The sequence below is a fragment of the Kangiella sp. genome, assembly GCF_014762745.1.
Lineage (GTDB): Bacteria > Pseudomonadota > Gammaproteobacteria > Enterobacterales > Kangiellaceae > Kangiella.
This window is the reverse complement of the sequence record NZ_JABURJ010000139.1, coordinates 1-13,984: the sequence shown is the minus strand read 5'-3', so window position 1 is coordinate 13,984 and position 13,984 is coordinate 1. Positions and strand designations below refer to the sequence as shown.

Here is a 13,984-nt window from a genome sequence, read left to right as displayed (position 1 = left end):
TCTTGGTGCATAATAACACCTCTAATTAGGTGGCCAAATTTAGTTTGCCACTACATTACTTTTATGTAGGCCCACGACCAGTGGTATAAATTAAATGATCTTTTATCTGTTTTGACGGGACTATCGGTAGGAGAAGTAACGAGTTGGTTGGATATTGTAATGAGGTCATTGATACCAATATCACGAGAAAAATCAATGTAGCGTTCTATTTGTCTTTTCTCGATTTCTTCATGCTTAACCTTGGCTTCAACAAAGCCTGCCCACTCAATGAGTGGTGAATGTTTACCACTGGTAATGACTATTAGGCCATCAGGGCGACTTTCTTTTGTATGGTTGAAAAGCTCAGTAAAGACATGAAGCTGGATGTTTTTATTGGTTATCTTGTTTATGCCAAGACTAAGGAATAACTCTTCTCTGAATTCTTTTACAGCGCTTAAGGTTGCTAGAAATATGGATACTGTGGAAGTTTCGCTTTCACTATTTCCCTTTGGGAAGAGCCTTGCTTTCTTACGTTCTAATGCTTGTTGGCTATCGAATCTAAATAGGTGATGCAGCTCTGAATAAGGCGTTTTCCCAGGATCTATTCTTTTAATCATTTGAAGCTCCCTCTCAATTGTTTGAAACAATGTATACTACGTCACATTATTTTACAACTGTACATTTAATGCACAAATGCATTAATGGGGATGTTGGGGGGTTGTGATTTGGGAGAGGTTTGAGTTGAGGATTGTTCTCTTAATCTGTTTTGTTTGATGGGTTACGCTACGCTAACCCATCCTATATAAACTAAAGTCACTGGATAATTGGGATCTAAAGAGCAGATTATGACTTTCGCACGGGCAGGCAATTCTCCCAGAATTGCCACTGCATTCCCCACATCCATGTGGGTCAGATGACAAACCTTTGGGTGACAAGCTCTAGATCTTTCTCGCTCTGAATTTCTTGCCTTTCATTTTGCCGTTGTTGAGCAGTTGGACTGCGGTTTCGAGTATGTCGGTTTTTACGGCGACGTAGGCCCAGCTGTTGGCGACTTGGATTTTGCCGACGTCATTGCCTTCGATTCGGTAGTCTGCGGTTAGTGCGCCGAGGATGTCGCCGGGGCGGAGTTTCTGTTTTTTGCCGCCGTCGATCTGGATAGTGGACATTGGTGGTCTGAAAGTGGGTTCTTTCAATAACTTGGTGTCGGGCAATGGTTGCGTGGTGATTTCCTGTTCAAGGTATTCGGCGAGGCGCGCGAGTTTGTGGCTTTCTTTGTTGATGACGATTGAGCAGGCGTGGCCTTTGTTGCCGGCGCGGCCAGTTCGGCCGACGCGGTGGACATGCACTTCGGGATCGCTGGCGATGTGGTAGTTGATAACCAGATCGAGCGAGTCGATGTCGAGGCCTCGGGCGGCGACGTCGGTGGCGACCATGATGGATACGCTGTTGTTGGCGAAACGGATTAGGGCCTGGTCACGTTCTTTCTGTTCGAGATCGCCATGCAACGCGAGAACGCTGAAGCCGTAGTTTTTCAGTTCCTGGGTCAGTTCTTTAACGTGGCGCTTGGTGTTACAGAAAATCACGGTTGAGTCGGGGCGATGTTTGAGTAACAACAATCGAACCGCGACGGTGCGCTCGCCTTCATCGCTGATTTTATAGAAGTCCTGCGCGATGCTGGTGTTGTCGTGTTTGGCCAGTGCTTGCACCAATACCGGTTGCGTCATCACGCGCTCAGCGATGGATTGAATCTGTTTCGGGTAGGTGGCGCTGAATAATAAGTTTTGGCGCTTAGGCGGCAACTCTTCGATGATGGTGTCCAGCGCTGGCTGGAAACCCATGTCTAACATGCGGTCGGCTTCGTCGAGAACGAAGGTGGTCATGCTCGATAAATCGATGGTCTGTTTTTCCAGATGATCCACCACCCTGCCCGGCGTTCCGACCACGATATGCGCGCCGAATTTTAATGAATCTGCCTGTGGGCGCAATGGCGTGCCACCGCACACGGTTAATACTTTGACGTTAGCGATAGGACGCGCCAGACGACGAATCTCTTCGGCAACCTGCTCGGCCAGTTCACGCGTCGGACACAAGACCAGCGATTGCACCGAGAAGTTTTTGATGTCCAGTTTTTCCAGAATGCCCAAACCAAACACCGCCGTTTTACCGGAGCCGGTTTTCGCCTGCGCAATCACATCCTTACCTTCGAGAACCTGCGGCAAAGCCTCCGCTTGAATCGGCGTCATTTGTTCAAAGTTCAAATCAGCAAGATTCGCGATTAAGGCTGGTTGTAAAGCAAGGGTCGAAAAAGCAGCGTGGCTCATGGGTATATCCTGGTTTTGTTCTGGAAAGTCGAAATCGTCGTCGTTACAGAAACGCCGCAAGCGCACGGTAACATGATAGAGCTGTGTGAATCTGTCGGAACTGATATGGATGAAGCAGTTTGGGAAAGAAGCAAGGCTCTTAAGCTGTGCGAATTATATACAGCTGAAGGGAGATGATAAAGGGGTATCTTGGGGGATGGGGGTTTTATTGGTGGGTTGTAGCCTATCTTGGTACGGGCGATTCATAAATCGCCCCTACAAGATTAAAAGAATGGATTCACCACAGGCACTTCCTACGGTCGCCCGCCTTCGCGGGAATGACACGCCTTATGATTGTTCACTTCCTTTGAGATTGGTAGGGGCAGCGCCTGTGTGCCTGCCCAATCGTAGGGACAACTCATGAGTTGTCCGTACAGAAAACCTCTTTCGTAGGCTGGCGATGAGGTTACGAATCCCAGCGTTTTATCAAATTTTTAAAGTCACTGGATTATGCATAGAATGCTGGGATTCACTTCGTTCATCACCAGCCTACAAATAATGGAAGCGCCTTTGAGATGGGCGCACACACAGGCACCCAAAGGGCAGGATCTGCGCCCCTACCGAAGAATTATTGATTCAATGACTTCATATCAATGACGAAGCGGTATTTGACGTCGGATTTAATGACGCGTTCGTAGGCGTCGTTGATGTTTTGGATGTCGATCATTTCTACGTCGGAGACGATGTTGTGTTCGGCGCAGAAGTCGAGCATTTCCTGGGTTTCTTTGATGCCGCCGATGAGTGATCCGGCGATGCGTTTACGTTTCATGATCAGGCCACCGCCGTGGATGTCGGGCAATGGTGCGATGGCGCCGACGATGACCATGGTGCAGTCGCGTTTGAGTAGCGCAACGTAAGGATTAACGTCGTGCGGGACCGGTACTGTGTTGAGCAGGAAGTCGAAGCTGTTGGCCTGTTGTTTCATAGCCTCTTTATCTTTGGAGATGAGGACTTCATCAGCGCCGAGGCGTTTGGCGTCTTTGCCTTTGTCGGGCGAGGTTGTGATCATGACCACATGTGCGCCCATGGCTTTGGCCAGTTTGACGCCCATGTGACCGAGGCCGCCTAAACCGATGATGCCGACTTTATCGCCTTTTTTGACGTTCCATTGGCGTAGTGGTGAGTAGGTTGTGATGCCTGCGCATAAGAGTGGCGCGACGGCTTTAGTGTCGAGCTTTTCCGAGACGCTTAGGACGAAATCTTTGTCGACCACAATTTTGTCGGAGTAGCCGCCCTGGGTAATGCCGCCGGAGACAGGATCTTCGCTGTTGTAGGTGGCCACCATGCCGTTTTCGCAATACTGCTCCAGGCCTTCATCGCAGGAGTGACAATGGCGACAGGAATCAACCATGCAACCAACGCCGACTAATTGACCGACTTTGAATTCGGACACACCCTTACCCACTTCGAGAACGCGACCAATGATTTCGTGGCCGGGGACGATTGGGTATTTTGTTCCGTGCCAGTCGTTGCGCGCGGTATGGATGTCGCTGTGGCATACGCCGCAGTATTCGATATCAATGAGGACATCATTCTCCCCAACGTCACGGCGCTCGATGTCTAATGGGGCGAGATCTTCGGTTGATGAGGGAGCTGCATAAGCGGCTACTTTCATAGCTGTCTCCTTGGTGTCATTTGTTAACCGTCAGAGGATAACACTTTCGCATGAAAGGCGTGTGAAATTGATGGGGGTTTTAGATCCGTAGAGTGGGCCTTGGCCCACCAAAGAATAAAGTCACTGGATTATGAAATACATCCATGTATTTCACCAAAGGCCAGCTTCGCTGTTCAAAATCGCTCCCTGCGATTTTGTCCGCGGTCAAGCCGCGGGATGACAGAGTTTAGTGATAGGCAAGCTATCTTGGTAGGGGCAGTGCCTGTGTGCCTGCCCACAAACGTAGGGACAACTCATGAGCACCCAACGGGGCAGACCCTTGTCCGTACAAAGAATGGAAGGGCCTACAAAACAGGCAAGAACCCCTCCCCCCACTACGCGGTTTATGATCTACTCACTTGCACCTTTGATTACCCATAGGTTACTGTACCCGAAGGGTTATCAGCTTGATAGGAGGTCAATGTGAACGATGTTTCAAGTCATTCGCGCGCTCAGGTGGAGCCACCTGCGATTCTGGTGGATTTAGCGGCTGAGGCTGGCGTTCGTTTTAATGGTTCTAACCCGTGGGATATTCAGGTTTTAGACTCGCAGGTCTATCGCCGTATTCTGACGCAGGGTTCACTGGGGCTAGGCGAGGCGTACATGGACGGTATGTGGGAATGCGCTGCGCTGGATGAGTTATTTACCCGTTTGCTAAGGGCTGATATTGAGCAGAAGTTGACGGGAATGGCGCGGCTCAGGGTGATTGGCGAGGCGCTACTTCAGAAGATCGTTAATCGCCAGAAACGTGCTCGCGCTTATGAAGTCGGCGAGAAGCATTACGATACTGGCAACGATATTTTCGAGGCGATGCTCGATCCGACCATGAATTATTCCTGCGGTTACTGGGCGAAGGCCGATAACCTTGCGCAGGCCCAAATCGATAAACTGGATCTGATTTGCCGCAAGCTGGAATTACAACCCGGTGAAAAAGTGCTGGATATTGGCTGTGGCTGGGGTGGCTTTGCGCAGTATGCTGCTGAGCATTATGGCGTTTCTGTGCACGGAGTTACGGTTTCCAGGGAGCAACAAAAATTAGCCCGCCAACGCTGCGAGGGTTTGCCGGTTACTATCGAGCTACAGGATTATCGAGAGCTTAACGGCGAGTTCGACAAGATTGTATCTATCGGCATGTTTGAACACGTTGGTCCGAAAAATTATCCGACCTATTTCGATACTGCTTTGCGATTATTAAAAGATGACGGTCTGTTTTTATTGCACACCATTGGACTGCATCGCACCACCGCCAGAATCGACCCCTGGATCAATAAATACATATTCCCCAACGGCAAAATCCCTTCCGCGTTACAAATGACCAAAGCGTTAGATGACCGCTCCGTTATCGAAGACTGGCACAACTTTGGCCCTGATTACGATAAGACAGTGATGGCCTGGTGGCAAAATTTTAACAACGCATGGGGCAGTCTGTCCGACAAATATGGTCAGCGGTTTTATCGAATGTGGAAATATTACCTGCATTGTAGTGCGGGATTTTTCCGCTCTAAGAATGGTCAGTTGTGGCAACTAGTTTTAGCGAAGCGAAATCGGCCTGGGCGTTATTATTCGGTTCGCTAGATTCATATCGATTGGCTCGTATCGATTAGATCATATCGACAGCTTCATGCTGTACAAAAAATGTACTGGACAAGAGTTAGCTTAAGTTCTACCCTTTAATAAAGGTTAGTTAATTTTTCGGGCTGTTCAGCCAATGGACTTAACCAACCTTTAGGAAACGTATTAATAACAGAAGGATTTCAACAGCTTACAGCTCTACCCACCCATATTATTTACCAAGCTGTTACCTTCACAATGATAAAAGGAGTTTATCATGTCACACAACACTGGAACGGTGCAGTCTGTCGCACCTGCAATTCAGATAGGCCCAGATTCCGGGCAACCCGCCGACTCAGGCACCACCTGGCTTCACGAATTTTCCCACACGCCCGCGCCTGGCGGCACTAAGTTCGTCATGCTGCATTTTACTTCAGCTGATATTCCGGCTGGGAATCGCGTTGAGGTAGATTTGGGCTATGGTACTGATACGTTTGACCAGAACTCAGGCGACCAATTCTGGACTCGCCCTATCAACCATACTCAATTTCCGGGCGGTATTCCGATCCGCTACATTGCCGACGGCAGCTTAAGCGGTGGCGTCGAGTTAAGCGAATATGGTCGCGGCGAGAGTTTGCCGGGAGACTCGGCTGGCATCTCCAACAGTGATCCATTTGTACTTAGCGGTAGCTATTCCGAGCCTACTTATGATCCTTTCTGGTTCTGTAACACACCGCCAGAATGGGAAAATGTCGAATGCGCACCTGCCGCGGATATCCGCCGCCAAGTAGCACAAAGTTGCGGTATGATCGTTACCGTTCATGGTAATTCTGTATCAACCTGCTCAGTGACTTTAATCGGTCCGGATACAGTTATTACGGCTGGACACTGCCTGGGGGATATCGATAACGAATGGCCTACCAGCTCGGTAACGTTTGATTATCAAACGGACTGCATGGGTAACGTATCGGGCAGCTATAATCCGATATTTCATAAAGTCACCGGTTACCTGAAATATCGCTGGGCTGATGGTTCGGGATTGGATTATGCAATTTTAAAACTGGACATTCCTCCGGGTGGCCTGGGCATTCCTGTCATTCCCATGCGCAACAGTTTACCCGCCATTGGCGAGCAAGTTTTCGGCATTCATCACCCTAATGGCGCAACCAAAAAAGTAGCGCCTAAACACACTGATGTGGAAACGGTTAATAGTGCCAGCAGTAGCTCGGTTGGTGTTGATATTGATGTTAGTGGTGGCAGTTCCGGTTCGGGTCTATTTGATATGATGGGGCGTTATCTGGGCGTGCTGTCTTACGGTACCGACTGCAACCTGCATTATTGTCCTTCACCTTCAGTACTTAACGATATTGCGACAGCACCAACACCCGTTCCTGATCAGGACATTATGTTAGTGATTGATCGCTCCGGCTCCATGTCTGGCGACGCGGGAACTGGCCAGTCAAAAATGGATGAAGCAAAAGATTCGGCATCTTTATTCGTGCAACTGGTCGAGTCTGGTGCGGGACATCGTATGGGGCTGGTATCTTTCTCAACGAGCGCCTCAATTGACGAAGGTATTGGCAACTTAAATCCCGGCAAGAAGAGCCAATTGATTGGCCCTGCTCCCTATTCCGGTGGCGCAGTCGGCGATATGATTCCGGACGGCTGGACCAGTATTGGTGATGGTATTGATAAGGCGCAAAGCGAACTCATGGGCGGCGCCAATCCCAAAACCATTCTCTTGCTGACCGACGGTTTACAGAACACACCTCCCATGATCGAGACAGCAACCAACGATATTGGCGACACACGCATTCATGCCATTGGCCTTGGCACCGAGGCTAATCTCAATGGAGGTCTTCTGTCGGATTTAACCCAATCTACTGGCGGTGCTTATACTCGGGCTGGCGATGGTCTGGAGCTGAAAAAATTCTTCGCTTTAGCCTTTGGTGACATTTTTGAAGATGGCACCTTAATCGATCCTACATTTGAGCTTCCGCGCGATGTAGAGGAAACCGAAGCCATGAGCTTTGAGGTTTGTGATGAAGAAATGCTCACCATTGTTGCTGGCTGGGACAAGCCTGAGGGACATCTCAACATCATTGCCAAAGCCCCCAACGGAGATACCATTACCGCTTCGACGGCTGGCATCGAATCAAGCTCTGGCCGCACCTGGTCATTCATCAAGATTCCGCTTCCGTTTTCTGGGCAACGCGAAGGCAGCTGGTCGGTTACCTTTAAACGCCCCAAAGGCAGTGGTGAGTTCCCTCCTCCAGCCATTCCTCTGCGTTACTTTATGAATGTCATTGCTTCTGGAGGGCCAGTAATAAAACCGCTAAATATCAAGCGTCATTATTATACTGGTGAAAGTTTCACTCCATTAGTTAGACTCAGCTATCCTAACGGACGCAGTGTTCATCATGGTTCCGTCAAGCTGTCTGTGACCAAACCCAAGCAATCATTTGGTAACCTCATCAGTAAAGCTGGTTTAAAAGCACCTCTGGAAATTCAAGGCGATATCATTCCACCAGTGCAAGCAACCCTGCTCCAACTTGAGAAAGATTCCGGAGCGCCGGCCATCAGCTATGAAGAGCAATGGTTCGACTTAAGCCAGGATCGCGAGGTCAATGGTAATTTTGAGCACAATGGCCCCTGGGGCCGTGAGTTTACCAATCTATTTACTCGCCCTGGGACTTACACCTTCCGTTGCGTCGGGCACTATGGTCACGATTGCAAAGGTATGCGTGAAACCTCATGGTCTGCTTTTGTTACTACCCGCGTCGATTCAGCGGCCACTTTAGACTCGCTGGTCGTTACCGAACTGGATGGTAATAAAGTTAAAATTATCTTTACACCACAAGATTCGCTGGGCAATCTGCTCGGGCCGGGCCAAGCTGACAACTTTACTCTGTCCGATATACCAGGAAGCAAAGTACTTGAGCCAGTTAAAGATAATGGCGACGGAAGTTACAGCGTCAATGTTGAACATGATAAACACAGCGGTTATCAACCCGGCATTGGTATTACTCAACCCGGCCGACCAACAGTATCTGTCACCAAGCCTGGTGAAGGTGGTGGCTCCAGTAATAATTGGTGGTTATGGTTGTTGATTATATTGCTGTTAATTCTGGTGATTATTCTTCTGCTTGTTTAACTGCCTTTAAAGTGGCTTAGAGTCTTGGTAGGGGCAGGCCAGTGTGCCTGCCCAAGATAAAAGGGCAGACTCCCTAAAGGGATTCCCTTCGGTCGCCTGAATTAAATTCGGGATGACATGTCGGTAGAAAATGCACTATTTTTAAGGATTGTCATTCCAAACTAGATTTGGAATCTGCCCTTCTTGATGGGTTACGGCTCTGCCTAACCCATCCTATAAAAACTAAAGTCGCTGGATTATGAAATACCTTTAGGTACCACAGGATGACAGAGTTTAGTGATAGCCGGCCTATCGAGGTAGGGGCAGGCCAACGAGCCTGCCCTACAATATATTAATAGATTATGGCGTCCTTCTACCCCATAAAATCTTCGAAGAACCAGGCGGCGAAGGCGTGGCGTCCGGGTAGGTTGGCTTTTTGGTATATTTGCGAGGCTTGCTGGCGGACGGATTTTTCTTTAATGCCGCGGACTTCTGCTATTTCGTTGAAGCTGAGGCCTTTAAGTAGCAGATAAGCGGTGTCTATTTCACTACCGGTCAGATTCCATTCGTCGAATTGCTTGCGAATGACTTCGCTGTATTCTTTACGCGCTTCCTGCATTTGCGATTTCTGTTCCTGAAGTAGCTGTTTACTTTCCTGCAATTCTTTTTCGAGACCTGCCACAGCCGTTCGCTGGCGAACGACCTGCATGATGAGGTAGATGATAACCAGCGCTGTGACCAGAATCATGAAGGCTTCGACGTATAAATGCTCAACTTTTGCTTTGAGAGTGATATCGGTATAGAGATCGGAAATATCGAATGCAATGATGATCGTCAAAAACGCGATTAAGAACCAAATCTTGCTACTTTTCAATGTGATACCTTAGCTTGTTTATTTTCATAAAAGACGCTGTATAGACAAATGTACCCTATTTAAGTTCCTATCTCCAATAGCGCTTGTCTGGGCCATGGTCTTTTGTCCATTGTCGCAATCCTGCCAGGCCCCATGATTGACCTATATCAATTCAGGTTTAATCGCATGACGCTATTTATTCGCAAACAGCTTTGCTTTTTAGGGCAGTTCTTTTTGCTTGCTCTAATCCTTTTGACGCTTTCTCGTTTCGCTTTTGTGTTATGGCAATGGCCACGAATTGAGGGGGCTGATGACATTCTGGCTATTTTTATCGGTGGCTTACGCATTGATCTGGCGACTTTGTCGCAGCTGCTATTCCTGCCACTATTGGCCTTAGCTCTCCATACACTGACTCCGCTTAAAGGTCATTGGTTATCAAGAGCTATAAAGGTCTATTGCTGGGTGATTCTGTTGCTGCTGGTTTTGCTGGAGCTATCGACACCGACCTTCATTAGCGAGTACGACACACGCCCCAATCGTTTATTCTTCGAATATCTCAGCAGTCCTAATGAGGTATTTGGAATGTTGTTCAATGGCTACCTGCTTGAGCTGGTCATTGGCACACTTCTGTTAGTCGCAACTGGCTGGCTCACTCGTCATTGGCTAAGACGCCATCGCGGTGAGATTGCTGTATTCAGCCCAGCCAGCTCTTTATTAATGCTGCCATTGCTGGCATTGCTGTTGCTTGGTGCTCGCTCCGGTATTCAACACCGTCCGATTAACCCGGCAATGGTTGCCTTTTCCAATGACCGAATGCTCAATACCTTACCTCTGAACTCAACCTACAGTGTCATGTATGCTCTGTATCAAATGGGCAATGAATCTTCCGCGGCCAAGCTGTACGGTGAAATCCCTGAAGAAACAATGTTGAACATTATTCGCCAGCAAACAGAAGCCTTAGGTCAATCTGTGCCTTCTGATATGCCGAGTTTGCATCAACTGACGCCAAGCCAACCTTTTCAGAAGCGCAACCTGATTATTGTGGTTGAAGAAAGCCTTGGCGCTCAGTTCGTGGGGTCCTTGGGTGGCAAGTCTTTAACCCCGAATATTGATCAGTGGCGCGACAAAAGCTGGTTCTTCGAAAACCTTTACGCAACAGGCACTCGTTCTGCGCGTGGTTTAGAAGCCATTACCACTGGCTTTTTGCCCTCGCCTGCTCGCCCAGTATTGAAGCTACCTAAAGCACAGGGTAATTTTTTCAGCCTGGCCGGGCTTCTTTCAGAGTACGGTTACGAAAGTAGTTTTATTTATGGCGGCGAAAGTCACTTCGATAATATGAAGGGATTTTTTCTGAACAATGGTTTTGATCTGACTATCGATCAAAATGATTATACCAATCCGTCTTTTGTCGGCAACTGGGGCGTTAGTGATGAAGATCTTTTTAGTCAGGCGTTAACCTATCTGCAAACAAAACCAGAACAACCTAAGTTTAGTTTGATTTTTACATCCACTAACCACACGCCGTTTGAGTTTCCGGATGACAAAATTGAGCTTTATGAAGAACCTAAGCAGACGGTAAATAACGCAGTTAAATATGCAGACTATGCTTTGGGAAAATTCCTACAAGAACTCGAAGCGAAAGGCATGATGGAAAACTCTGTGGTTATGGTGGTTGCTGATCATGATGCCAGAGTATGGGGCGATTCCCTGGTGCCTATCAATCATTTCCACATTCCAGGATTTATTATCAGCCCGGATATAGAACCTAAAATTGATAGCACACTGGTTAGTCAAATTGATCTGGCGCCCACTTTACTTTCGCTATTAGGTATCGATCATCAGGTACCGATGCTGGGACATGACTTAACTCAGCTACCCGTCAACTATCAAGGCCGAGCGATTATGCAGTATGGTGATAATCAGGCTTATTGGGATGGGCAGGAAGTGGTTATTCTGCGTCCTAATCAACAGCCAATAACTTACCCATACACTGGTGGGAAATTTGGCAAAGAGCCTATGAAAGATCCTGAGCAAGAATTGCTGGCGCTGGCTTATGCTCAATTTGCCAGCTGGGCTTATGATAAACAGAAGTATCGTTTGAATTGAGACCGAAAGCTATTGATAGGGGCTGTGGCTGCGTGACTCGAACGTAGTGACAAGTCATGACTTGTCCGTACAAAGAATTAAGCCCTTTGAGATGAGTCAACCAGAACGACAGAGTCTACTCGATGGGTGTTAATTGGTGGGCCAAGGCCCACCCTACTACTGAGTACATCTTTACGTACGGACAACTCATAAGTACCCAACGGGGCAAACCCTTGTCCCTACACAGAATAGAAGCGCCTTCAAACAGCACAACCCCCCGCATAAAGATTAATAGTCGTATCAATCCTTCCTTATGCCTATTTCGTTTTTGATTTTTTCGATAAAGGATTCAACATCACTGCGCATGAGTAAGTTCTTAGCCAGCACGACTTTGCTGCCATCGGTCAGCTTTGCAGTAACGTGGAAGACCTGCTTATTTCCGACACTCATGTTACTGTTTGCTGTGATACTTTCTATCTCACTTCGTTGTATGACTCTTGGTGCAGACATCAATAAATGACCTGACGAAATTTGCAATTGGCCGCCTCTTACGGTCACTTCACTTTTATAGGTTAATTGCCTTAAACCGAGGATAAAAATCAATATGCCTAAGCCACCAAATACAATTAAGAAAATAATCGGGGCATCACCGAATACATTAACCCCAATGCCTATCGAAGCAAAAATCAAACCGAAAATGATCATACTGATAGCGAAGCTGGCATGACGAAAAGCAGAAAAATAATAACGATTACCTTGCGAGGTAATCGAGTCTTCAAGGCCTAAATTTTTCCAGCTTCCCAAATGATTTTGGCCGCCTGATCCTGCTTCACTTGAGCTATCAAAGCCTGAAGCAAAGAGATCCGTTTCAGCTGCTTCAAGCGCAACGCGATGCGCGACCACATATCCAGGAACCATAAATTGTAATTTCAAATCGATTCCAGGCTGTTTCCTTTCGATCTGCAGTACCCACTCTACTCGGTTATTCTGATTGGAGTCATCAGATTGAGGAAGCCCTTCCGGAACCTTAAATTCAAAAGCATAGCTTGAGGTGTTATGTCCCTTTATCGTGGAGCGCACTCTGCGGTCATCCTGCCAGACAATGGTTGTTTTGGTGCTGCGGTTTTTGCCGCTTCCCGTTGTGATTTTACGTTGGCAAGTGAGCGTAACAACTGCCTCTAACGGCTTACCAAATGACTGATTATTGGCCTGGTCATTGGGTACTTCAATGGTGCCGCGATTAACTCCGCCAATGGCGATTGGGGTTTGCTGTAAAATCAGTTCACTGGTGCCGTATTTCTTATGGCGCATGAAAGCGACATAGGCCCCAATCATTAAACCAATGCCAACCAGCGGGAATAATAGAACAAACAGGGTGGGATAATCGAAGGTTTTGAAGAATTCAATCATCGCCATAACTGATGCGGGTATGGAAATAAGATTCCAGAAGATGGCGAAGCCGAGCAACACTTTAAATCCAGTTCCGGTATCTGCCTTGAAGCGATTGGATTGCCACTCTTCCTTCCAGTTCCAAGGCTCTTCTGGAAAGAGCTGCTGTAACTGATGCTCTTTTGCTGCCTTCTTTTTCACATAGCGGCTTGCGATTATGATGCCAAGCCCTGCTCCACCAAATACCAACAGGAATATTGATTGAAAGCCTAACATACCCCAGCGGATGTCTTTATCAATTACAGCCTCGGCAGGATTATCTGGATTAACGTATGCGGTAATGGTTCGCTTACTATTTTTTACCTGTTGTAGTTCGCGGTAAAAATCCTGTTGGTAATCACCTATGTTATCGGTGCCGGTATAGAAATTGAGTTTGTTGGAAGTGTAGCGCTTACCTTGATATTCATAATTAAAACTTCCTTTTACGCCGTAAGTCGTGCTGTCGTCGCCGCGCGATATTACCTGTTCAACATGAGTGATGGTCGCTTCGACCGGCTGCCAGTTGCGGGCCTGAAAAGCATCATAAATCGATACCAGGCCCCATAAAAAGATACCTACACCAACAATGAAAAATATCGAGCCAAAAGCCGCTAAACAACCAGCACCAGACTTATTACCACGCTTTTTATTGTTAATTGATACGTTCATTGATTTGCAACCCCAATTGCATTCTTATTATTAATCGTGAATTCAACAAGTTATCGAAGAATAGCATAGATTTGAACTTTGTCTCATCTTAGGCAGGCCTGGTTCACTTTGGTAGTACCTCTTTGCCCGCAAAAAACGGTACAATACGGCCATATTTTTGTCCGGAGATTAGTTTTTATGGTTATTAAGCCTAAAGTTCGTGGTTTCGTATGTACCACAGCACACCCACATGGCTGCGTTGCCCATGTTAATGAACAGATTGAATACGTTAA

At 47.4% G+C, this 13,984-nt stretch carries 9 protein-coding genes; 4 read left to right on the top strand and 5 right to left on the bottom strand.

The genetic code is table 11. The features are described from left to right. Positions 1-50: 50 nt before the first annotated feature. The 3 genes from HUJ19_RS12280 to HUJ19_RS12270 all read right to left on the bottom strand — a co-directional run bounded on the left by HUJ19_RS12280 (position 51) and on the right by HUJ19_RS12270 (position 3,954). On the bottom strand, positions 51-596 hold the full coding sequence (locus HUJ19_RS12280; protein ID WP_290624510.1) for a hypothetical protein: 546 nt from the start codon (positions 594-596) through the stop codon (positions 51-53). A gap of 321 nt (positions 597-917) precedes the next feature. Beyond that, positions 918-2,300, bottom strand: a complete 1,383-nt coding sequence (dbpA, locus tag HUJ19_RS12275) for an ATP-dependent RNA helicase DbpA (protein WP_290624508.1) — start codon at positions 2,298-2,300, stop codon at positions 918-920. A 607-nt stretch (positions 2,301-2,907) separates the two neighbouring features. Continuing rightward, entirely contained in the window at positions 2,908-3,954 is a 1,047-nt protein-coding gene (locus tag HUJ19_RS12270; protein ID WP_290624506.1) for an NAD(P)-dependent alcohol dehydrogenase, read from the bottom strand. A 462-nt stretch (positions 3,955-4,416) separates the two neighbouring features. Here HUJ19_RS12270 and cfa point away from each other — a divergent pair, with 462 nt between their 5' ends. Continuing rightward, positions 4,417-5,568, top strand: a complete 1,152-nt coding sequence (cfa, locus tag HUJ19_RS12265; RefSeq protein ID WP_290624505.1) for a cyclopropane fatty acyl phospholipid synthase — start codon at positions 4,417-4,419, stop codon at positions 5,566-5,568. Between the two features lie 253 nt (positions 5,569-5,821). Next, entirely contained in the window at positions 5,822-8,698 is a 2,877-nt protein-coding gene (locus tag HUJ19_RS12260) for a vWA domain-containing protein (RefSeq protein WP_290624504.1), read from the top strand. 352 nt (positions 8,699-9,050) lie between these two features. On the opposite strand, the gene HUJ19_RS12255 is transcribed toward HUJ19_RS12260, so the two are convergent. Then, positions 9,051-9,551, bottom strand: a complete 501-nt coding sequence (locus tag HUJ19_RS12255; protein WP_290624503.1) for a LuxR C-terminal-related transcriptional regulator — start codon at positions 9,549-9,551, stop codon at positions 9,051-9,053. A 165-nt stretch (positions 9,552-9,716) separates the two neighbouring features. Here HUJ19_RS12255 and HUJ19_RS12250 point away from each other — a divergent pair, with 165 nt between their 5' ends. Further along, positions 9,717-11,636: an LTA synthase family protein gene (locus HUJ19_RS12250; protein WP_290624502.1), complete on the top strand. Its 1,920-nt coding sequence runs from the start codon at positions 9,717-9,719 to the stop codon at positions 11,634-11,636. A gap of 279 nt (positions 11,637-11,915) precedes the next feature. On the opposite strand, the gene HUJ19_RS12245 is transcribed toward HUJ19_RS12250, so the two are convergent. Further along, complete coding sequence (locus HUJ19_RS12245; RefSeq protein ID WP_290624500.1) at positions 11,916-13,712, bottom strand: DUF3592 domain-containing protein; 1,797 nt, start codon at positions 13,710-13,712, stop codon at positions 11,916-11,918. A 177-nt stretch (positions 13,713-13,889) separates the two neighbouring features. On the opposite strand from HUJ19_RS12245, the gene HUJ19_RS12240 reads away from it, so the two are divergent. Beyond that, positions 13,890-13,984, top strand: a 95-nt coding sequence (locus tag HUJ19_RS12240) for a hypothetical protein (RefSeq protein WP_290624511.1), incomplete at its 3' end; no start/stop codon positions are given.